A 22139-nucleotide genomic window follows, 5' to 3' on the forward strand; every position below is an offset into this window, starting at 1 on the left:
CCTTGGTACTGTAGCAGGCATATTCTTTTTCACCTGATAAGCGTCCATCACCAATTTAGGAGGAAGGGCACCCGCGCTTTTTCAATACATAAGCTACCTCGTTGCGGTCTCCAGTTTAGGCCGAAGCAGATGTGAAATTAGAAAAAGACACGATCCTGAAAAGTAGCTCGTGTCTTTTCCAATTGTAGGGATCTTTTTATAGATTCCACGTGATATGTTTGGTAGCATCCATTAATTCATTTAAGGTAACTCCGTTTGCGGTCACTACCACATACAACGATTGGTTGTCGGATTGAGCGTTAAAATGAACCGCATGCTGGGCTGTTGAACCTTTTGAATCGGTTTGATCAAAAGAAACGGCGATAGCTTGCTCTCCGTTGACAGCGAACAACTGAGTAGCGGAGAAGGTGCCTGGGATAGAGAGGCTGCGCTTGCCTTCTGTATTACGCACCACATCTAGGCGAATCCAGTCGTTGTTCCGCTTGTAATCTGCTGTTAAGCGAGTCACCTTCTGACTGGTTTCGGATTCATATTGGACCGATACCGTACTCATCGAGAACCCATTCGGTGCTTGCGAGAGGGTAGGCACGGGCATATCTGATGCTTGTACAGCGGTGTTTAAATCCGAGAAGGAGGAGAGCGTAATGGGCTGATTCGCTACCGACGGCAGCGTTGGACCCACTAATGCGTTCTCAGCCTTACTGCCATCAGCAGTGTCTGGTTCCACTTGGGAAGCGATCCCAAAAGTCGTAGGCTTCTCACCAGCAGCGCCATTGGCTTTCTTAGCGGCTACATGGTTACCAGTATTTGCTGACACGGCTGGAACTTCCGATTTCGCTTTGGCTGCTTGATCAGCTGAGTTCCCTTGTAATCCGCGAGATGCCACGCTGTTTTGCCCGTCTTTATTGATAGTACGTGGCTCGGGTGCTACTACTTTTTCCTCTGGTTTCACCATCGCAATCGCATTGTTCGATTGGGGAGGTGTTGCAGGAGGTGTATGTTTTGCAGGTGCAGTCAGAGCGACCTGCGATTGTGTAGCAGTGGACTCTGGATTGCTTTCTGCTTTTTTCATCGTCGGAGTATCGGCTGCTGCTGGTATGGAAGCGATAGCAGGTGCTGGATCTGAGGGTGCCGATTTTGATGCCGAGTCTTCGAATGCAAAAGTGTTTTGGTTGTCTTTTATCTCGTTTTCTTGTATGGCAGCCATTTGAATATTATCCGGTGCCAGTTGTTGGTAGCTGACGAAACCAACTGCAAGCAAGACAGCCGCTGCGCTAACCAAGGCGTATGAAGGGAAGCCTTTGGTCCAACGCTTGTTTGGCTTTGTTATCACAGTGCTCGCTTGTTGCTCTGGAGATGCAGTAGCGGCGTGAGGGGGTACACCTTTTCCGGCGGTCTGGTAGATTGCTTGCATGATTCTATCTTCCAGGTTCGCTTGAGGTAGTGGAACCTCCTTCAAGAACTGCACCTCCTCTTCTGTTGTCATTTGCGTTTCTATCCAAGCGATGCATTCGTCACAGGTTTCAATATGTGAGTGCGAGTCGCTATCTGTGTCATCTAGCCATGCTTTTCTAAATGCCTGGCAGTTCATGTACGAGCCCCCCTTCCTTGCGGGATAACAATTTTGCGAGTTCCTGACGAGCACGCAAGTAACGGACGCGAGCTGTAGATTCGGCGATGCCGAGGAGTGTAGCTATTTTTTCAAATGGATATTCGTGCGTACAGCGAAGGACGATCACTTCTCGATAAGAATCTGACAGTAAGGCAAAGGCTTCCTTAATTTCTCGACGTTGCTCTTTTGTCATGAGCGATTCCTGAGGGGATTCGTCCCGTGTATTGGATGGCACATAGGCCAATTGTTCATCCGAGTCATGATACTTTCGGCGACGCAAGAAGTCGATGCTCTTATTTCGGGCAAGCGTATGTAACCAAGAAGAAAATTGGCTGTCCCCACGGAATGTGGACAATTTTTCATACGCTTTAACAAAAACTTCCTGAGTGAGATCCTCTGCATCAGAGCGATTGTTTACCATTTTGTAAATGAAAACGTAGATCATATGCTGATATCGCTGGATGAGGTCGCGATACGCTTCGATGTCGCCTTGAAGAATCCGCTGAATGATTTCGGCGTCGGATTGCATTGAATCTTTGGCCTCCCTTCCCTCTATGAGACGCTGGTGATTCGTAAATGTTTCAGACCAGCGTTTCAATTTCTATAATATCGTATGGATAGCCTTGTTCGACCAGAAAAAGCTGGCGATGGAGCGAAAACTCCTGCTCTCTCGTGTCCCTCGTTACCAATGTATAAAAATGGGCGGTGTTGTTGTCTGTTTTGGGCCTTAAGATACGTCCCAGGCGCTGTGCCTCTTCTTGTCTGGAACCATACGTCCCGGAGATTTGGATTGCGACGTTGGCATCCGGCAAATCAACCGCAAAGTTGGCTACCTTGGATACGATCAGGCGTGTAATTTCCCCTTTTTTAAACTGCGTGTACAAAAGCTCGCGTTCTTTGTCCGGTACTTTTCCTGTAATAAGTGGCAGTTGGAGGGCCGTTGCCATCTGCTCCAGTTGATCGATATATTGCCCGATGATCAAAACGCGATCGTGGGCGTGCCTCTCCAATAGCTCGCGGACGACCTCCAGTTTTTTGGGATTTTCCGCCGCAATGCGAAACTTTTGACGAGCGGTTGCATGTGCATAAGCCTCCCGCCACTTCGGCTCAAAGGGGAGTCGAATTTCTCGGCAATGCGCCTCTGCGATCCAGCCTTGCTCTTCCATGACTTTCCACGGAATCTCGTACTTTTTTGGACCAATCAGCGTGAAAACATCTTCCTCCCGCCCGTCTTCACGAACAAGAGTAGCAGTCAGCCCAAGTCTGCGAGTAGCTTGAATCCCAGAAGTAACACGAAAGATGGGTGCAGGCAACAAATGCACCTCATCGTAAATAATAAGCCCCCAGTCGCGCTCTGAAAAGAGTTTCAGATGAGGAAAATCATCTTCGGCGGTGGGGCGGTATGTAAGAATTTGATAAGTCGCCACAGTTATTGGCTTGACTTCTTTGTTGTCACCAGTGTATTCGCCGACCATGTTTGGATCAAGTCCTGTTTTGTCCAAGAGCTCTGCGATCCATTGACGAACTGATGTCGTATTCGTGGTCAAAATGAGTGTGGCTGTTTGCAATTGGCAAATAGCACCAAGTCCAATGACCGTTTTTCCAGCACCACAGGGCAGGACGAGTACACCGCTTCCCCCGGTCACAGCGCCTCCGGAATAGAAGGCATCGACAGCTTCATTTTGATAAGAGCGCAAGGAGAATGCTCGGCCTCGGGATGTCGTTTCCCGCAAGCTGACTGCACAGGATTCGCCTTCTGTATAGCCTGCCAAATCTTGAACAGGAAACCCGAGCTTGATCAGCTCTTGTTTGATCAGTCCGCGCGCATAGCTTTTGATGACGAATTCATTCTCAAAAAGAGCAGCGATTGATTTATAACTGGTCACCTCTGCTAAAAGAAGTGGGTCTTCACTCATTAATACGAGTTGATCGCCAATGCGTTCCAAACGAAACAAGCCGTATTTTCGCATCGTATCTTCAATTTCTTTGACAATAGTTGGAGGGACACCGTACTTGCTGTAGCTGCCAAGCACTTCTGTTACCTCTTGTGATGTAAGACCAGATGCAGCCGCATTCCAAAGCGATAAAGGGGTGATCCGATACGTATGGATGTATTCTGGGTTCTTGATTAGCTCGGTAAAACCACTGATAGCTTGTCTGGCCTCGGGAAATAGAGGATGCTGCGTTTCCAACAATATCGTTCGATCGCTTTGAACGATCAAGGGCAGGTCTGGACGGTACGACAATAGACTCACCTCATTAAAAAAGGCATAGGAATCAGCACTATGGTATCACAATCTCAAAAAGAAAGAAAAACGAACAGGTAACATTTTGGCGTGGATGGGAAACAATATCCCAAAGCATGGACGGAAAGGATGTCGGGGAGCATGGCAATTTGGGGAAGCTTGTTTCATTTGATCTTGGTCATGATCCTCGTACTCCTGAACGGGTTCTTTGTTGCGACCGAATTCGCGATCGTAAAAGTAAGGGAATCGCGCATTGCACAGCTCGCAGCGGAAGGAAACAAGCGCGCTGTTGACGTCGAGAGAGTCCTCCGCAATTTGGATGCCTACCTCTCCGCGTGCCAACTTGGGATTACGCTGGCTTCATTAGGACTCGGTTGGCTGGGAGAGCCTGCCGTCGCGCATCTCTTGCATCCCGTTTTTCGTTATTTCCATTTAAATGAAACGGTTGTTACCAGTATTTCCTTTATTATCGCTTTTTCGCTGATAACGTTTTTGCATATCGTGCTGGGGGAGCTGGCACCTAAGACACTGGCTATTCAATACTCCGAAAAGGTGGTACTTGCGATAGCCAAACCGATCCAACTCTTTTACAAAATCATGTATCCCTTTATTCAAATGCTGAACTGGTCCGCGAGTCGTTTTCTTGCGCTCTTTCATATATCGTTAGAGCCGCATCAGGAAGCACATACAGAAGAAGAAATACGCATTCTTGTCAACGAAAGTCATAAAAGCGGCTTGATTGATCAAACCGAACTGATGCTGGTCGATAATATTTTTGATTTCTCGGAGACGATGGCAAGAGAAATCATGGTTCCGCGTACGGATATGGTTGTCTTGAACCTGCGCGATCCTTTTGACGAGAACGTCAAGCATGTCCAAAATGGACGGTTTACCCGATATCCAGTAGTGGATGGTGACAAGGACCATGTTGTGGGTAGTTTGCACATCAAGGATATGTTGACAGGGCTTTTGGAAGGAGAGAGCCATGACCTTCAGACCTTCATGCGTTCCATTTTGACGGTACCGGAGACGATCTCGATCAGCCGATTGTTGACTATGCTGCAAAAACAACGTGGGCAAATGGCGATTATCATTGATGAGTATGGAGGGACTGCCGGGCTGGTGACCCTCGAAGATATAATGGAAGAAATTGTTGGAGACATTCAGGACGAGTTCGACGATGAACGCCCAGAGGTAGAACGCAGTGACGGCATGCTGTCATTGGACGGGCGCATGTTATTGGAAGAAGTGGGCGATTATCTGGACATCGAATTAGAGTCGAGCGATGTAGATACGCTTGCTGGCTGGATTTACATGCAGATCGACCATCCGCCGCGCGTGGGGGATCGGGTAAAAGAGGGAAAGTACGAATTTGTCGTGGGAGAGGTCGACCATTACAGAATCACCAGGGTATATGCAAAGAAAGTCGGCAAAGCAGAAGAAGAAATCAGTTCCACGTAAGTGAGGAAAGGGGGGCTTCTCAATGCGTAATATAATTGCTATAATGGGACACAAGTTGCATAGATGGCAATGAGCCTAATTGCTTAGGGTGATTAGGAGCAGCGAAAGAGTAGAGACTAGAGGAGGAAGTACAGATGAGACGAGCAGTCAGTATGGTACTGACCGCATTGCTGGCGTTTTCTTTGGCAGCATGTGGCAACGAAACAGGTGGGAAAACAGAGACAGCAGCAACGACAGGCCAAGGGCAAACAGTGAAGCTGGGGCTGACGCAATTCGTGGAGCACCCTGCGCTGGATGCTATTCATAAAGGAATTTTGGATGGTCTGAAGGATGCTGGCTACGAAGAGGGCAAGAACTTGGAGGTAGACTCCCAGAACGCCCATGGTGACATGAACAATACGGTCTCGATCGCACAGAAGTATGCCGGAGATAAAAAGGATATTGTCGTAGCGATTGCGACGTCATCCGCTCAGGCAGCAGCCAAGGCGATTGCTGACAAACCTGTTATTTTCAGTTCGGTAACAGACCCGATCTCGGCTCAATTGGTTGGCAGTCTGGAGAAGCCAGACAAAAATGTGACCGGGACGTCCGATAAAGTATCGATGGAACAACAATTGAAGCTGGTGAAAACCTTCCTGCCTGAGCTGAAAAAGCTGGGCGTGATCTACACGACCTCCGAAATTAACTCAGAGGTACAGGTCAAAGAATTGGAAGACGCAGCGAAAAAAGAAGGCGTAGGAATCGTTAAGGCAGGCATTTCACAGCTATCCGAAGTGCAGCTGGCAGCTCAAAGTCTTGCTAGTAAAGCAGATGCCATTATTATCCCAATTGACAACACCGTTGTTTCTTCCTTTGAAGCGGTGCTCGGAGCAGCAGAGGCAAACAAAATCCCTGTATTTGCTTCCGATACCGATACAGTGAAACGTGGAGCGGTTGCTACTTACGGGATTGATTACTACCAAATCGGTAAACAAACAGGCAATATGGCTGCCCGTATCTTAAAAGGGCAAAGTGTTGCTGATACTCCTGTAGAGATTTCGAAACAAGCTGATTTGTATATTAATGAAACAGCTGCTGCAAAGTTTGGGCTCACTATTACTGAGGCACTCAAACAACAGGCGAAAGAAATCATCAAGTAAAAAGAGAGCGTCATGCTCTCTTTTTATTCTTTTAAAACCGTTTTATCCATGTTAAACTGTAGAAAAAATTCACGAGGGGGAATTCACTAAATGTTCAAACAAAAGAAGAGTATTAAAATTTTTCAGAGTTTTTTATTTCCTTTATTGCTTTTGTCTGTTACCGCTTGTGGACAGCAAAGCACTACCCCTGCAAACAATCCTACACCCGCTCCTGCAACTACGACGGCATCTGCCCCGTCTACTGAAACTAAGCAGCTGACCATTGGAATTGCCCAATTCGTTGAACACCCCGCTTTGGATGCAGCAAGAGAGGGCTTTATCAGCCAACTGGCTAAAAACGGTTACGAAAAAGACAAGCAAGTAAAAATTGATGTGCAATCCGCTCAAGCGAGCATGGATACAGCCATTCAGATTGCCCAAAAATTTGAGGCTGACAAAGTAGATTTGGTGTTGGCCATTGCGACTCCAATGGCACAGGCTGCCACACAAACGAGTAAAGAAATTCCGATCCTGTTTACTGCGGTAACAGATCCTGTAGAAACTGGTCTGGTTGCAGCGATGGACAAGCCGGGAGCGAACGTAACCGGTACATCGGATATGAATCCAGTCGAAGAGCAATTGAAGCTGATCAAAGAAATGAAAGCTGATGCGAAATCGGTTGGAATCATTTATAGTTCTGGCGAAGTCAACTCCAAAGTACAGGTAGATACTGCAAAAGCTGTAGCTGGCAAGCTTGGTTTAGAAATTAAAGAAGCGGCGATTACGAGCGCGACAGAGGTGAAGCAAGCAGCTGAGTCCATGGTGGGCAAAGTAGATGCTTTCTACGTACCAACTGACAACATGGTCGTATCTTCGATTGCAGCTGTGATCGGAGTCGCTGAAGCACAAAAAATTCCGGTCATCGCTGGTGAAGAAAACTCTGTGAAGAGCGGAGCGATTGCCACTTACGGAATCGACTACACGAAGCTGGGCGAGCAAACAGCCGATATGGCGACAAAAATCCTGAAGGGTGAAGCGAAGCCAGCTGATATGGCTGTTGAAATGCAAGCAGACATGAAGCTCGTATTGAATAAGAAAGCAGCGGAAAAAATGGGTGTGACGATTCCGCAAACCATGCTCGACCGTGCTGGACAAGTGATCGAGTAATAAATGCAGTAATTGGAGGATTTCTTCTATGAATCAACTGGCATTAATGGGAGCCATTGAGCAAGGTTTACTATTTGGTATCTTGGCTCTCGGTGTATATCTGACCTTCCGAGTCCTAAACGTTCCTGACTTGACTGTAGATGGTAGTTTTGCCTTGGGAGGCGCAATCGCAGCCAAATTCATTATCGAGGGCACTAATCCGTTTTTGGCCACCCTACTGGCTTTCATCGTAGGTGGTTTGGCAGGAGCTTTTACGGGCGTCTTGCATACCAAAGGAAAGATTAACGCACTTTTGGCGGGGATCTTGACGATGATCGCTTTGTACTCGATCAATTTGCGTGTTATGGGAAAAGCGAATCTGCCTCTTTTGCGGGAAGATACTTTGTTCACTTATGTGAAGGATATGGGCATTCCAAACCTGGCCGTAGGTGGAGTTACCTTGCTGTCTGGTGTAGCAATCATCTTTATCGTAGGTGTTCTGGTGTTGAAGCTCATCATTGACTGGTTCCTGCATACGGATATGGGTCTTGATTTACGTGCGACAGGTGACAACTCGAAGATGATCCGCAGCTTTGGGGTAAACACGGATTCAACAACGATTATCGGTTTGGCTCTCTCTAATGGCCTGGTAGCTTTAGCTGGTGCCTGGGTAGCTCAATACCAAGGCTTTGCGGATGTAGGAATGGGGATCGGGATGATCGTCATCGGTCTCGCTTCCGTTATTGTCGGGGAAGTTTTGTTTGGCAGCTCTTCGATTTTCCGAGTGACGCTTGCTGTCGTTCTCGGCTCGATTGTGTACCGTTTGGTTATTGCACTGGCTCTGGATAAAGGACTCAATCCTTCTGACATGAAGCTGATTACTGCCCTGATTGTTATCGTTGCCCTGACAGTCCCAACTGTGGCAAAAGGCATCTGGAAAAAGCAGGCGGTACGCACGGCAAGGGGAGGAAGCAGCGATGCTTAAAATTACAAACGTCAACAAAGTATTCAACGCAGGAACTGTGAATGAAAAGATTGCGCTTCGAAACGTCAATCTGCATGTTAAGAAAGGAGAGTTCATCACCGTTATCGGTAGTAATGGTGCCGGTAAATCGACGATGATGAACATGATCTCCGGCGGACTGACACCAGATAACGGAAGCATTCAGATTGACGGGAAAGATGTCACACGCTTGGCGGAGCACCAGCGTGCAGGTCTGATCGGCCGTGTGTTTCAGGACCCAATGGCAGGTACAGCGCCGAACATGACGATTGAGGAAAATCTGGCAATCGCTTTGGGTCGGGGAAAACGTCGTACACTTGGGTTTGGGGTGAATAATCAGAAGCGAGAGCTGTTCCGCGAGCAGCTCAAGCAGCTGGATCAAGGGCTGGAGAACCGTTTGAAGACCAAAGTCGGTTTTCTCTCAGGAGGACAGCGTCAAGCACTGAGCCTGTTGATGGCAACCTTCACGGAGCCGAAGATTTTACTCCTCGATGAGCATACAGCAGCGCTTGACCCGAAACGGGCGCAGTTGATTGTAGATTTAACCGAAAAAATCGTGGAGCGCTATAAACTGACGACAATCATGGTCACGCATAATATGGAACAAGCGTTGAACATGGGTAATCGTCTGTTGATGCTCCACGATGGGGGAATCATCCTCGACATTCCGGATGAGAAAAAACGGACGATGAAACCGCAGGATTTGCTTCGAGCATTCGAAACAGCCCGCGGTGGAGAAAGCTTCAGTGAAGATCGCTTCTTGTTAACCTAATCGGATCGAATCAGCCTTCCCGTTCAAGCGGGGAGGTTTTTTCGTTGGTGGAAAGATACACGTACATGAATCCGGCACCGATTAAAAGGATGCCTGCGACAATGGTGAAAAGCATCGTGCCGCCATATTGCAATAAGACAAGGCTGCCTACGTACGGTCCGCACATGCGGGAAATATCCCAATGCGTTCCCGTAATCGCGAAGTACCGCCCGCGCATCGTTACAGGTGATATCCGTGTGACGAAGGCCATCAAATGAGTCAGACCAATACTTTCTCCGATAACGAGCAACACTTGCAAGGCGAGAAGGACTGGTACGTTGTCGATGAACGCGTAGCCTAAGGATACGATGAGAAAGCAAATGTACGAGCCGCTAATTAACAAGCGAGCGGGCAAGTGCTGAGTCCATTTGACGAGCAAATACTCGAACAGGAGCAACAGGCCTCCTTTTACCGCAATGAGCAAGGCAAGTGTTTGCAAATAGTCTGGCAGCGTGTATTTCAGATGAAGCTGGAGATTCGTCTCGGTTTGCGCGTAAAACAGACTGATGGGCAAAGACAGCATCATAATGGCAAGGGCTGGTCGATAAACCTGCCAGGAGCCGCGTGAACGTACGTCTACTGCTTCTTCGACGGGAGCTTCTGGCAGCGGAGTTTGCGGGATTTTCCACCAGACGGCAAGAGTATAGATCAAAAGCGAGATCGCAGTAAACAAAAATGCCATAGCAGGATCGTACTTGTAAATCATGACTCCGACCAAAGGTCCCAATGCGGCCCCGATACTGCTAGAAGTATTGAGAAGGGCAAAGGCACCGGCCATTTGTGCAGAGGAAATCGTATCAGCGAGATGCGCTCGACTGACAGGGATAAATAGGGAGCGGCCAGCACCGTTGATGATGTACAGGATCGCAAAGCCCAGCATGGAGTCCGCCCAAGCCATTCCCAACATGGCGAAGCCTTGCAGGAAAAGGGCGAGAAGCATGATTGTTTTTCGGCGATAGCGGTCTGTGATGCCACCAGCAAATAGCGTCAGCAAAATCTCGGAGAAGGGCTGCAAACCAATGACGAGCATGGTCATGGTGACAGACCCGCCGATGTTCTCGCTCAAGTACAATACGAGAAATGGAGCGATCATGGCGCTGGATAAAGAGGTGAGTGTTTCGCCGAATAGACGGACCCAGAGGAGTGTCGGATACGTAGCAATGAATCGACGGAGTGCATGAGGGATATGTGACATAAGATAGTCCTTTCTTTCGGCTTTTTCCGGTTAGTTGGTGTTTTTAGAATTGTAAGGTGGCAAAGACCGGAGAAAAAGCGTACGATTAGGCGAATAGCTTTTTCATGTTTTCTGTGGGAATTGGTGGTGGCAAGATGCAGCTCGTTGAACAATACATGCGTTTATTTGCGGGGCGGTCTCATGAAGCGATAGGGCATCCCCTTGACATATCGTTGGCTGAAGTTGCTTCGATTTTATTTTGTACGTTGCGGAATGCGACGCTGACCTTGAAAAAAATGCAAAGCCAGGGGTGGGTAGTCTGGCAGCCGGGGAGAGGCCGTGGCAACCGATCTGTATTGACATGCTTACTTGCTCCCGAAGACTTGATTATGAGCGTTGCCAAAGAACTCGTGCAAAAAGGGGAGATTCGTGCTGCACGGGATATGATCGAGGAATACGGGGTAAATTTTCCTGTGATAAATGAAAAATTTTCACGATGGATGAATAGTCAGTTTGGACACCGTGTGAAGCGGGAAAAGGGAAGTATAGGCAGAGTCGATACCTTGCGTTTGTTTTACAGTCGACCATTCGCAGGGCTTGATCCGATTCATATTCTCCTGCGCTCCGAGTCACATATGGTCAAGCAGCTATTTGATTCTCTAGTCCAGTTTGATCCAGTCACGAGACGGATTGAACCCGCTATCGCTTTTTATTGGGAGGCTAGTGAAGAAGGAAGGCAGTGGACTTTTTACTTGCGGAAAGGTGTCTTATTCCATCATGGCCGTCCACTTGTTGCCGATGATGTGCGCTTTTCCTTCCTTCGTTTGATGGAGCATTCCTATAAACATCGCTGGCTAGCCGCTTCAATCGAGTCGATTACCGTCAAAGATGACTACGTATTGACGATTTCTTTGCATATGTCGGATGAATTGTTTTTACAGGCACTGAGTAAGGAATACATGGCGATAGTCCCCTGTGATTACGTTCTGGAGATGGGGGAGCAATTTGCGCAAATGCCAGTAGGAACGGGACCGTTTCGAGTAGTCCGCAACGACGATTCCATGCTCGTGTTGGAAGCGTTTACGCCATATTTTGGGGGAAGGCCCTTCTTGGACCGAATCGAAATCTGGTGCGTGCCTGGAATGGCAGCAGAAGCGCAGGTAGATGAGAGCTTGTTATCCGTAACGGCTTTGGATGATCATCGTAATAGGAGCTCTCTGGCATGGAGTGACGTTGGCAGATTGGAAGACTGTTTTCAATACGTCAGCTTGAATGGAGCAAAAAATGGTCCGCTGTCACATAGCGAATTTCGGGGTCTCATGGTGGCTATCATTTGTGGACAAGCCTTGAGACAAGAGCTACAGGGAACGAGGGAGCATGCAGTCATCTGGGGTAAAACTGATTCGTTCCAAATAAAAAGAGAGGTGCCGGATTCACAGGAGTTGGTTCGTATTTTCAAAGAGAGCGGGTATCAGGGAGAGGCGCTGTCGCTCTATACGTATCCAGACCTCGATCATATAGAAGATGCCCAGTGGATTCAGAAAACGTGCAAGGAATACGGAATTGCCATAGAGATCAGGTATGCATCCCCGGAGGAGCTTGCCTCGTCTTTGTTATTACAAGAGGCTGATTTAGTTGTGGATAGTGCGAATGTAGATGAAAGGACGGAGCTCTCTTTACGAGAATTTCTACAGGCTGGTGCGTTGAGTATTTCTCATCATTTAGATCCGCATGGAAAGGAAGAGATCGCGCATTGGATGAACCGCATGTCGTGCGTCCAAACAGCACAAGACCGACAAGCTTGCGTAGACAGCATCATGCATACGCTTGCGGCTTGCGGTACGTTTGTCCCGCTGTATTCGAATCGGGTAGAAATGCTTGCACATCCACGGTTATCTGGTGTAAGTCTGGATGCCTATGGCTGGATTGATTTCAGGCGCATTTTTGTTAGGGAATAGCATAAATTTGTCACATAATCATGTGAAACCGCTTTCGTTTTTAAACGTATTATTATATGTAGATATATAGTATGCTCATAACGTTCTTTGAGGAGGAACTATGCCGGTGTATACCAAAACCGAAAAGGACAAACACATTTTGTTTGCGTCCATTCGCTTGATGATCTGCGTCGGGCACGCCGATGGTTATATAGGAAATAAAGAGATAGATCGTATTCATGAAATCGTGAATTCAGAGCACTTTACATTGAAAGAGCGACAAATTTTAATGGATGACATGGACTACCCGAAACGTCCAGAAGTCATCGTGGAAGATCTGGTAGCCATGACCCAGGCTGAAAAGCTCGTTATGATGCGCAAGCTCTACCACATGGCATTGATCGATCGGAAGCTATCCCCGTCGGAAACCAAAGTGATTGCCCGCATCGCTTGCCTGATCGGAATCTCTGAGGAAAAGCAGCGTCAAGTAGAAGAGTGGATTCGCGAAGGAATTGTTTGGCGCGAACGATGGAAAGATATAGTAGAAGAATAGCTGGGGCCCCAATATGATTGGGGTCCTTTCGTTTTAGGAGGAAGCTTGGCGCAGCCTCGTTTTCTACAGTACAATAAGAAAAATAACGTCTTAGCAAGTGGCAACGCTATGGATGAAGGAGGAGACCCTATTTTGCGGATCTTGGTAACGAATGATGATGGCATCGATGCTCTTGGTATCAAGCGGCTGGTAGAAGCTTTGCTCACTTTGGAGGGAGCGGAAGTCTCTATAGTAGCACCGGTTGAAGAGAAAAGCGGGGTCGGACACGGAATCACTTATCGCAGTGCGCTCTCGCCTGAACAGCGTGATTTTTACGGAATGCCGGTGAAAGCGTGGGCGGTCAATGGCAACCCTGCAGACTGTGTAAAAGCTGCTTACCATCTCCTGTTTGAACAGGGGAAAAAGCCGGATATCGTATTCTCGGGGATTAACGTCGGGACGAATCTCGGACGTGATATTTATTACTCTGGTACGTGCAGCGGTGCCAGGGAGGCGGTCATCTTGGGTGTTCCCGGTGTTGCTCTTTCCTATGATAACTGGTTCGATCAAGACAACTACGGCGATGTAGTGGAGATGATTCGTCCGCTTGTAAAAGAATTTAGCGAGCGTGCGATCAAAGGGGAACTGGCGTCAGAGGTATTCTGGAATATCAATATCCCGCATGTACCGCTGAATGAGTTGAAAGGAATGGTTCCGGCCACCTTGTCTATGAACCACTATGAAGACAAATATAGCGAAGAAGCGGAAGGCTATTATTTAGCCCGTGAGTATCCTCAAGTCATGCCACTGGCGGAGCCACTGGACTATGATTTGCTCAAGCATGGCTATATTGCGATTACCCCTGTCCACATTGACGCGACAGACCGGACTCTCTTGAAACAAATGGACAATTGGACATTGCTAAAAGCCTGGGGAAAACAGGAGGAATAACACATGAACGACGACTTTTTTCCTCCGCTAACCCCCGATGACACCCTGCGTTCTCCAGAAGAGTCAACGCAGGGAGAGGTACTCGATCCCGTGGTTTATCACGATTTGTACAAGCTAGCAGAAGAAGAGGGGCTTCCTTACTTTGTCCGTCTTAGTGGCACTGGCGAAGTAGAGCTGTATTTAGTGTTCGAATCGGTGGATGCTTTCAGCGAGCAGACGAGAGATGCCGTTTCGCTCGAATTCAAGACGTATCAAAATAAATTGCTCGCGGTCATTTGGACACTCTCGGACCCGCTGAATCCGCTTGGTTTTCCCTTGACGTTCGACATAGCGCGTGCTAATGACCGAAGCATGGCCTTGAGATTGATCGAGCAGCCGTATACTTCTTTGCACTACCTGGCTTATGCGGATCGTGAGCTTACCCACATCTATTCCGAGTCCCTCTCTTTTTCCCCAGCGGAAGTGGCTCGTACGCATGAGATGATTCAGGCGCTCTATGAGGGAACACCCGATACACTTCCAGAAGAGGTGCAGGTGCGTGAGGAAGAGACCGAAAGCATCTCAGCGATGAGCTTGCCTGGATCTGTTTTTACAGAATCGGGGATGGCCTTCGTATTGCGCTACAAGCACATGAGAGATGTCCATGGTGAAGAAGGAGCCCAGTATTTATTGATGAGTACTGTGCAGCAAGCAGTGTGGGTTATGCGCAGGCACGCCCGCAGCGAGGTCCGGGATACATCCTTTACCGTATGGGCAGCGGAAGCGGGTGATTACGCAATGATCGTGCTGACACCAAGTCTCTCGCATTTATTCGAGGTTGTTCATATGTCAGAGGATGAAGCGAATCCGTTCTCGCGCTTTTTGATGACTTTGCCGGAGTATGTGCAGACGCAGGACGCTTCTCCTTTACAGTTGGGTGCCTATCCACTACTGCGTTATGAGAACGGTCGCCTCTATCATTTGGAGCTGGATGAAGATGTACAGAACGAGCTCGCGCAGATGTTTGCGAAAGCGTTTCCAGGGATGCCTGTCCCTTACCTGTAATTGTTGAGAGATTGTGAAAAAAGACTCTCCCCGGAATTTTTTCGTCTTCGATGAAATAAGGGTAAATAAGTCATTTTTCAACAAAGGATACGACAAGCAGGAATTCGAATTAAGTAAGACAGACATTCCATTGGGGAGAGGTGACGACGATGTACGCTGTTGAACCCAATTTGTTCCAAGCTGTTTCTGAATGCGCCCACCGTTTTCAAGGGGAGATTGAGCAACTGGCACAACGTCATGCACTTACGATCGAAGGAGGGCTTCCTGCCTTGGAGCTGCAGGTACATCCGCAGTTTCAGGCTTTGCTCGAGTACAATCTGTGGGGAGAAGCCGGTTTAGTTGTTATTCATGGGAAATTACATAAGCGCGATCACGTTTGGACAGACTCGTTTTCTGTTAGGATGAAGTTTTCCTTGACGCATGATCCCAGTATCGATATCGAAGGAAAGAAGCAACGCATTGAAGAGTTTTTATACGGGGAAGGAGAGTACTTCTGGAATATCCCTCCCGCTGGCCATGTCGGTCATAGTGAGCTGACGTTGCGCTTTACCTACCAGCCTGGCTCGAATCGTCTTGCGGAATATGTTCGGAGTATTTTGGGAATCGTAACCGGAAAGATGATGGCTGCCTAACGCGGCATGAAAGAGAATGGCTCTCCGTCACAGGAGGGCTGTTTTTTTTGAAGGAGGACAGAAATGCGCTTATTCCTAGCATTGGATATTCCGGCTGAGGCTGCCGCTTATATTGCCGATGTTCAAAAAAGGTTGAAGCAAGATGTGAAGGCGGATAGGTGGCAGTCTCTCGCTAATTTGCATTTGACTTTGCATTTTCTTGGAGAGGTGGATGAGTCGCTCGTACCCTCCATTTGCGAGGACATGGATATTGTCAGCGCGATCATTCAGCCATTTACTCTAGCTGTTGGCAGCTTTGGGGTTTTTCCGAATGCCTTGCATCCACGTGTGCTCTGGCTCGGGCTGCGCGGCCAACTTTCTCCTCTCAAACAGCTGCATTTATTGTTAGGGAGACGGTTTGAATTGCATGAAGGCCTGTCCTACGATCGGAAACGGTATCGACCGCATATTACGCTGGCACGTGGTCCGCATCGCAGTGAGGATGAGCTTGCCCTCATGGATTGGAATGAACGTTATTTAGCGCAGGAGCCGCCACAATGGAAGGCACGGCATTTCCATTTGTATCGTTCTGAGCTGTTGCGGGAGGGCGCGGTACATACGATTATCCACACGAGCACGTTTGATAAAGATCACAGCAAAAAACAAGCGTTGCTTGAATAGACTAAGAAGAAAGGATCAGGGAAGCCTTCCAGAAAGCGGTGGAAAACGGATGGGTGAGTTCACGACCGGCATTCTTTATCCACGCAAATACGAACCGAAAGTACTGATTGCCTTATCCAAGACAGAGCAGCCACACTTCCACAGAAACGTCAACAGCGACTGGAATGCATTTTTCCTGCAGGATGAGTGGCTGGAAACCTCCACGACGCTTGATTTTTTACTGAGACTGTCCAAGCAATTTGTTCCCCTCCTCTGGTTTCATGACGCTGAGGACAATGGCTGGGGCTTTCGTTTGTTCGATGCAGGCTTCGAGGTTGCGTCAGGGACAATCAGCTACTCGCTCGATGTAGAAATGGCGGAAGCGGAGTTTGGAAGGCTTTATCCAGAGATTGACCTGCAGGAAGGAATTGTAGACAGCGAGGACGTTCGGCAAAAGTATGAAGACATACTGGAGAGGGTAGTGCGTTCGGAGTTGTATCGGCGCGAGGTAGGTAAAGGGATCACACGTATCAAACCGCAGTCGTTTAGTCGTATCGTGGGTCCGAAGCAAATTCAGCAGTTACGTTCCCTTTTTGATTTGCAGTTGTTGACAAACGTTGATGACGACACAGGGGCTTCACTGTTGTACGACTCGGTTGACCTGTTCAAAGAAATTTTGGGAATCGAAGAGATGGTGTGGGTGAACTTTGCGTATTTAGCAAGCGGAGGCAGAGAGTAGGAAATAACGAATAAAGCGAACAAAAGCCCAGTGCATCATACTCGCACTGGGCTTTACACTGCCACTTACTTCTTTTTCCACTGTCCAAAAATTTCATCCACATCAAGCAGCATGATTAGCTTGTCGTTCAGTCGGGCAATGCCGTGCAAATACTTGCCCTCTACACCAGCGATAATGGGTGGTGCAGGCTCGATCAAGTTTTGTGGAATATTCATGACCTCAGAGACCGCATCCACGATAATCCCGATGTTCAACCCGTCCATCTGCAAATCGACAAAACGAGTATCATCCGTTTCTTCCATAGGTTCCAAATCAAACATTTTCCGCAAGTTGATTATTGGTAAGATCCGCCCACGCAGATCAATGACTCCTTCGACATAAGGTGGAGATTTTGGAAAACGTGTAATGGGCAGTGGCTTGATAATCTCACGTACGAGTGAAATTGACAGTCCATAATATTCATTCCCCATTTTAAACAAAATCTGTTGGTCAACAGCTACTTCTGCCTCCGAATCATTGCTTCTCTTCGTCAATTCCATGTGCATCATTCCTCTCCGAACCGCTTTCCATGTCTTTACCCATATTGTACCATGGGCAAACCTATTCAGGACGTTTTTTTGTGACAGGCAAAGACTTATGAAAAAGAACAGACCGACAAGCGCCAGGCTCGTCGGTCTGTTTTCTTGATTATGGTTCACGAAGGTCGTTCAATGAGATTCCTTGCTCGAGTGCGAAATCAAAATCATCCACATCGTAAAATTGAACAGGCACGATATATTCCAATATCCGATCCTGATAATCAGGCTGGTCTGTGAGAAGTGGGGCCTCAAATTTCATGGCCGTCAACAATAGCTGTGTCTCTACGGGATCAAATAATTCCCCCCACATGGCGTTGTCTTCTACTTTTACGATTGTCAGGGTCACGCCGTTCGGAAAAGAAAAGGGAACCTTGGACCATGGGGCTATCAGTCCTTTTTCCATTCGTTTGCGGTTGAATGGATCGGCAAAAAATTGGCTCATTTCTTTCATAATCCGACGGACATACTGATCATCGGCAGAATAGGGCATGATAGGTTCAGGACTCTGGATAAATTCGTCCAATTCATAGATTGTCGACGCGGGTATCAGATATTCTACTGGTTGCGATGGGACCATCAACTCCCCGTAGATAGCCAACATGATCGCTTCTATAACGAATTGTTTCGACATTTCGACAACCCTCCTCGTTACCATCATACAAAAAATCGGGGGTACCGTACAAGGGTGGCGAGTAGGGCTCAAAAAGTTCAGGAGGGTGCATCCTTTGTTTGAATCTGCTTTTTTTTCGTCGCTACTACTCATCATTACCATCAACCTCGTATTAAGTGGAGATAATGCCGTGGTCATTGCCATCGCTTGTCGGAAGCTCCCTGTCGAACAACGAAAGCAAGCCATTTTGTGGGGGACGTTTCTTGCTATTATCGTACGTGTGATCGCTACCATTCTTGCTGTTTATTTGCTGAAAATCCCGTATCTGTACTTGATCGGCGGAGTTATCCTCCTATGGATCAGCTACAACCTGTTACGCGAGGACGAGCGGGAGGAAGCAATCAACTCGAGTGAAGACTTGGTTCAAGCGGTCAGGACGATTGTCGTGGCAGATGTGATGATGGGACTGGACAATGTACTCGCTATTGCGGGGGCAGCGAATGGAGATATCGTCCTCATCGTGCTCGGCCTCTTGATCAGTGTGCCTCTCATGGTTTTTGGTAGCCAGCTCATTTTAAAAGCAATGGAGCGCTTTGTATGGCTTATTTATGTTGGTTCAGGTGTCCTAGCTGTGGCAGCGGCGAATATGATTCTCATGGAAAATAAGATGCATGAGTGGATTGGAGGGAGGAGCTGGCTCGAATATGCGATCAAAATGGGGTTGGTTGGTCTCGTGTTAGTTGCGGGGTATTTGCAACGTACGAAAACAACCGGCACCCACGAATGAAAAAACTGAGATGAATAACGAATCTCAGCTTTGTCTCAGGGCTATAAGGTTTTGACGATCGTCACACTCATCCATTCTTTATCGTAGAGATCGATTTCATAGGTGGTGGCTACTTCAGATCCATCTTCATTGGTTAACATACGGATCGTAGGCCGATTCACTGCCAATGGATTCACTTTGGAAACGACCCCGGTATGCCCTGTACTCAGCAATACAGTAGATGCAATTGGATAAATGGCGACGTGCTGCAGGAATAACTTGAGCAGGTCGAGGTCGAAATAGGTGTTTCCTGTAGCGAACAAGTACTCGGTAGCATCACTCGGCGAGTAGCTTTTCCGAAACGGTCGTGGGGAAACTAAGGCATCGTAAACATCCGCGATTGCGACGATGCGTGCATACTCGTGAATGTTTTTCTCACAGAGCTGACGGGGATATCCTGTTCCATTGTATCTTTCGTGGTGCTGAAGCGCACAGTGTGCGGAGACGACCGAGATATTATGTTGATTCCGTAAAATATTAAAGCCTTCTTCGGTATGATATTGGACACGTTGACGTTCTTCTACGCTTAACTCGGTACGCATGGTCCAGAGCTCCTTAGGAACCTGTGTCATGCCGATGTCGAACAAAAGCGCACCAATGCCCAATTCCATCATCTGCTGCTGGTTGTAGCCTTTGGCCATCCCTACCACACCAGACAGAACGGCGACATTGACAGCGTGGTGAAAAAGGTAACCATCCAACACGTGAAGACTGGACAGGTTGACCAAGATGTCTTTGCGACTACTCAGGTCTTGAAAGATTTCCCGAAAAACCTTTTGAAAACTGCTCCCGAATTCAGGTGCGGACGTACGGCGCTTGATCTGCGGCTGATCCATGAGGGTGGTCATCGTTTTGTACACGGCATCCACGGCTTCTTTACGCGTCTCATCGCGGATTACATCTTCCGGCATGATATCTTCTGTATTCTTGTCTTGAATGTAAAGCGTATCAATTCCCAATTGAACAAGCCGTTCAATGTAACGGGGAGTTAATTCTACCCCGATTCCCAACAGAACGTTCCCATTCTCTTGGAACACGCTCTTGGCGATGACATCGCCCGGCTTTACCGAAGTAATATGCAATTTTCTCACAACGAAAGCCCCAGTCCCTTTTTTGATAGAATGTAAATAGTCCTGATTTTCAGTCAGTTCGTTTAGTACCATTTTATCACAATAGAACACGGGGAGACTACCGTTGCCGAAGTACTTCGCTTAATTGTCATTTTTTTCCGTATTGAATAACAAGATTATTGCTCGGCTGCGCGATTTGAACGTGTAAACCAGCGGAATGGATTAAGTGACCAGCGAGGCTCGTAGCGGGCATAGCGCTCCTTGCGACGAGTCAAGCGCTGCTGCATAAGATCCAGTTCAAAAGTAACACGGCGCATTTCCAAGCGGAGGGACTCTTGCATTTCTTCAATGTCTGCAATCTTTTGCAGAATGGTCGATTGCATATGATTCATAGAGGAGAGTTGAGTGAGCTCCTGCTGAAATTGGACGAGTGTCTCGTGGACTGTTATTTCCACTTCTCGCATGCCCGTTCCCAGCTTGTTTGTGGCGCTCAGCGTAACGGCGGTTTCTTCCGCACCTGCGAGTTCTTCTTCCATGAGCATTTCCTCGGGCAAACGACCTTCTTCTATCAGTTGGCGCTGAATATCTTTTAACGAGCTGTTGCCATTGTCTTTTCTTTCCTTCACTTCCTTGAGCAGTTCAAAGCCTGCTTCGCTGATCAAATAGTGACCCTGCGGATTTTTCAGACGTTCCTGAGCAGGTACGAACAAGTCCAGCCAGTTACGCAGTGTACGAACATGCACATCAAGGCGATCAGCTACCTCTTTTGAAGCCATCCAAACTTGTACATCCATCAGAATCACTCCTTTTTTTCCTCTCGGTATTCCCGGTGGACTCATTATAGCACCAAAATTTTCCGGGTAAGAGAGAATCGACAAAGGTTCTAAAAACTAGTGATCTTTCGTCCGATTCGGACAGGTCGTCGTATTTTGTCAAATTTGTTAGTCTGCTCATAATGACCGGGACAGGCGCGTACATATAGAAGGAGTAAACATGTTTTTGCTCGTTGGGTGAGGAGAGGACCGGATGATGCAATCTGTTTTCTGGATTGTCCTTTTGACTGCTGCCTTGGCGAGCAGTATCGGGGGACTGCTGTTATGTCTGCGTGCCTGGTCATCCGGGGCATTGTTTGCGATGATCAGTGCAGGGGCTGGGCTACTGCTGGCGATTACGCTGCTAGATTTGATGCCACATGTCTTTTCTGACAAAAGCTTGTGGTTGATGCCATTTGTGCTCGTTGGCTTTGTTACGCTTTTTGCTTTGGAATTAATCAGCAAGTCGAGCGGAGAGTTCGGCTCCACGGGAATGATTGGGGTCATGACGGGGTTTTTATTACATGCATTTGTGGAAGGGGTCTCCTTAGTCGCTAGCCTGCGGATGGATTCAGAAGTTGGGGTATCCGTGTTGGTGGCGATGCTGCTGCACAAAATTCCGGATGGGGTAACCATCGCTTCTCTTTTGCTGGTAGCGACCAACTCGAGAAAGAAAGCATTTTGGGGGGCGACATCCCTTGGGATCGCGACGATTGCAGGAGCTCTTAGCTTTGGTTTTGCTGAGCGAATGTTTCCGCCGCATTGGTCTGGTATTATGCTGGCTATGACGACTGGTATTTTTTTATATGTATCCGCCAGCCATCTCGTCCCATATATCGGACAAACCAAAAAGGCACAGTACGGCGTTTATTTTGTTGGCGCGATGGCCGTATATCTGATTTTGTCTGCTTTTTTGCACGCGAGCCATTTGCATGCATAAAAGGTCCCTTTCCTAGCCAGTCTAGTCTGAAGGAAGGGAGTGTGGACAGACAGTATGAACCATCAAGAGCAAATGCAAAAGGACGATCTCTTGCAGTCACTCAATGAATTCCCGGTCATGGGGACGTCGTTGAATCCATTGCAGGAATCGTGGGCTTCCCCTGAAGCTCTATCAGCGCTAACCGATCAGGCCGGAAGTACCGATTAAATGTTTTTACACTGCCTCTCCCGTTTATTCACTCGTATCCATGGACAAGAT

General features: G+C 47.8%; 23 protein-coding genes. 15 read left to right on the plus strand and 8 right to left on the minus strand.

The genetic code is table 11. The annotated features are described in order from the left end of the window. Nucleotides 1-196: 196 nt before the first annotated feature. From E8L90_RS03010 to E8L90_RS03020, 3 genes are read right to left on the minus strand one after another with little or no spacing between them, the layout of a single operon-like run. A complete protein-coding gene (locus E8L90_RS03010) occupies nucleotides 197-1591 on the minus strand; it encodes a hypothetical protein (protein WP_137027931.1) in 1395 nt (464 codons plus the stop codon). Further along, nucleotides 1572-2141 (minus strand): RNA polymerase sigma factor, encoded by a 570-nt coding sequence (locus E8L90_RS03015; RefSeq protein ID WP_137027932.1) that lies wholly within the window; start codon nucleotides 2139-2141, stop codon nucleotides 1572-1574. Before E8L90_RS03015 ends, E8L90_RS03010 begins: the two co-directional genes overlap by 20 nt. A 52-nt stretch (nucleotides 2142-2193) precedes the next feature. Then, nucleotides 2194-3858: a DNA repair helicase XPB gene (locus tag E8L90_RS03020; RefSeq protein ID WP_341870805.1), complete on the minus strand. Its 1665-nt coding sequence runs from the start codon at nucleotides 3856-3858 to the stop codon at nucleotides 2194-2196. Nucleotides 3859-3999: 141 nt separating this feature from the next. On the opposite strand from E8L90_RS03020, the gene E8L90_RS03025 reads away from it, so the two are divergent. The 5 genes from E8L90_RS03025 to E8L90_RS03045 all read left to right on the plus strand — a co-directional run bounded on the left by E8L90_RS03025 (nucleotide 4000) and on the right by E8L90_RS03045 (nucleotide 9358). Next, nucleotides 4000-5319, plus strand: coding sequence for a hemolysin family protein (locus tag E8L90_RS03025; protein ID WP_137027934.1), 1320 nt, complete (start codon nucleotides 4000-4002; stop codon nucleotides 5317-5319). A gap of 134 nt (nucleotides 5320-5453) precedes the next feature. Next, on the plus strand, nucleotides 5454-6458 hold the full coding sequence (locus tag E8L90_RS03030; protein WP_137027935.1) for an ABC transporter substrate-binding protein: 1005 nt from the start codon (nucleotides 5454-5456) through the stop codon (nucleotides 6456-6458). 90 nt (nucleotides 6459-6548) lie between these two features. Next, nucleotides 6549-7604: an ABC transporter substrate-binding protein gene (locus tag E8L90_RS03035; protein ID WP_137027936.1), complete on the plus strand. Its 1056-nt coding sequence runs from the start codon at nucleotides 6549-6551 to the stop codon at nucleotides 7602-7604. Nucleotides 7605-7632: 28 nt separating this feature from the next. Next, entirely contained in the window at nucleotides 7633-8568 is a 936-nt protein-coding gene (locus E8L90_RS03040; RefSeq protein WP_137027937.1) for an ABC transporter permease, read from the plus strand. Further along, complete coding sequence (locus E8L90_RS03045; protein ID WP_137027938.1) at nucleotides 8561-9358, plus strand: ABC transporter ATP-binding protein; 798 nt, start codon at nucleotides 8561-8563, stop codon at nucleotides 9356-9358. The genes E8L90_RS03040 and E8L90_RS03045 overlap by 8 nt, the downstream gene beginning before the upstream one ends. A 10-nt stretch (nucleotides 9359-9368) precedes the next feature. On the opposite strand, the gene E8L90_RS03050 is transcribed toward E8L90_RS03045, so the two are convergent. Next, entirely contained in the window at nucleotides 9369-10592 is a 1224-nt protein-coding gene (locus E8L90_RS03050) for an MDR family MFS transporter (RefSeq protein WP_137027939.1), read from the minus strand. 134 nt (nucleotides 10593-10726) lie between these two features. On the opposite strand from E8L90_RS03050, the gene E8L90_RS03055 reads away from it, so the two are divergent. From E8L90_RS03055 to E8L90_RS03085, 7 genes are all read left to right on the plus strand, one after another. Next, nucleotides 10727-12529: an SgrR family transcriptional regulator gene (locus E8L90_RS03055; protein WP_137033244.1), complete on the plus strand. Its 1803-nt coding sequence runs from the start codon at nucleotides 10727-10729 to the stop codon at nucleotides 12527-12529. A 100-nt stretch (nucleotides 12530-12629) separates the two neighbouring features. Beyond that, entirely contained in the window at nucleotides 12630-13061 is a 432-nt protein-coding gene (locus E8L90_RS03060) for a tellurite resistance TerB family protein (RefSeq protein WP_137027940.1), read from the plus strand. A gap of 108 nt (nucleotides 13062-13169) precedes the next feature. Further along, nucleotides 13170-13991 carry a 5'/3'-nucleotidase SurE gene (gene surE, locus E8L90_RS03065; protein ID WP_208759455.1) on the plus strand — a complete coding sequence of 274 codons (822 nt, stop codon included), beginning with the start codon at nucleotides 13170-13172 and terminating at the stop codon, nucleotides 13989-13991. Between the two features lie 3 nt (nucleotides 13992-13994). Continuing rightward, nucleotides 13995-15035, plus strand: a complete 1041-nt coding sequence (locus E8L90_RS03070; RefSeq protein WP_137027941.1) for a hypothetical protein — start codon at nucleotides 13995-13997, stop codon at nucleotides 15033-15035. Between the two features lie 149 nt (nucleotides 15036-15184). Then, the gene (locus E8L90_RS03075; RefSeq protein ID WP_137027942.1) at nucleotides 15185-15667 is read left to right on the plus strand and encodes a hypothetical protein; all 483 of its coding nucleotides are present in this window, start codon (nucleotides 15185-15187) and stop codon (nucleotides 15665-15667) included. Between the two features lie 63 nt (nucleotides 15668-15730). Then, nucleotides 15731-16327: an RNA 2',3'-cyclic phosphodiesterase gene (thpR, locus tag E8L90_RS03080; protein WP_137027943.1), complete on the plus strand. Its 597-nt coding sequence runs from the start codon at nucleotides 15731-15733 to the stop codon at nucleotides 16325-16327. Nucleotides 16328-16376: 49 nt separating this feature from the next. Further along, nucleotides 16377-17045, plus strand: a complete 669-nt coding sequence (locus E8L90_RS03085) for a hypothetical protein (RefSeq protein ID WP_137027944.1) — start codon at nucleotides 16377-16379, stop codon at nucleotides 17043-17045. A gap of 65 nt (nucleotides 17046-17110) precedes the next feature. On the opposite strand, the gene E8L90_RS03090 is transcribed toward E8L90_RS03085, so the two are convergent. Beyond that, nucleotides 17111-17584, minus strand: coding sequence for a chemotaxis protein CheW (locus tag E8L90_RS03090; RefSeq protein ID WP_137027945.1), 474 nt, complete (start codon nucleotides 17582-17584; stop codon nucleotides 17111-17113). Between the two features lie 148 nt (nucleotides 17585-17732). After that, entirely contained in the window at nucleotides 17733-18254 is a 522-nt protein-coding gene (locus tag E8L90_RS03095) for an ADP-heptose synthase (protein WP_137027946.1), read from the minus strand. A gap of 85 nt (nucleotides 18255-18339) precedes the next feature. Here E8L90_RS03095 and E8L90_RS03100 point away from each other — a divergent pair, with 85 nt between their 5' ends. Beyond that, nucleotides 18340-19020: a TerC family protein gene (locus tag E8L90_RS03100; protein ID WP_137027947.1), complete on the plus strand. Its 681-nt coding sequence runs from the start codon at nucleotides 18340-18342 to the stop codon at nucleotides 19018-19020. A gap of 41 nt (nucleotides 19021-19061) precedes the next feature. On the opposite strand, the gene E8L90_RS03105 is transcribed toward E8L90_RS03100, so the two are convergent. Continuing rightward, on the minus strand, nucleotides 19062-20150 hold the full coding sequence (locus tag E8L90_RS03105) for an HD-GYP domain-containing protein (protein WP_137027948.1): 1089 nt from the start codon (nucleotides 20148-20150) through the stop codon (nucleotides 19062-19064). A gap of 155 nt (nucleotides 20151-20305) precedes the next feature. Continuing rightward, nucleotides 20306-20923, minus strand: a complete 618-nt coding sequence (locus E8L90_RS03110) for a MerR family transcriptional regulator (RefSeq protein WP_137027949.1) — start codon at nucleotides 20921-20923, stop codon at nucleotides 20306-20308. A 232-nt stretch (nucleotides 20924-21155) separates the two neighbouring features. Between E8L90_RS03110 and E8L90_RS03115 the strand changes: the two genes are divergently transcribed. Continuing rightward, complete coding sequence (locus E8L90_RS03115; protein WP_137027950.1) at nucleotides 21156-21881, plus strand: ZIP family metal transporter; 726 nt, start codon at nucleotides 21156-21158, stop codon at nucleotides 21879-21881. A 54-nt stretch (nucleotides 21882-21935) separates the two neighbouring features. Continuing rightward, nucleotides 21936-22088 (plus strand): hypothetical protein, encoded by a 153-nt coding sequence (locus E8L90_RS30075; RefSeq protein WP_167497576.1) that lies wholly within the window; start codon nucleotides 21936-21938, stop codon nucleotides 22086-22088. Nucleotides 22089-22139 lie beyond the last annotated feature (51 nt).

Source organism: Brevibacillus antibioticus (assembly GCF_005217615.1).
Taxonomy (GTDB): domain Bacteria; phylum Bacillota; class Bacilli; order Brevibacillales; family Brevibacillaceae; genus Brevibacillus; species Brevibacillus antibioticus.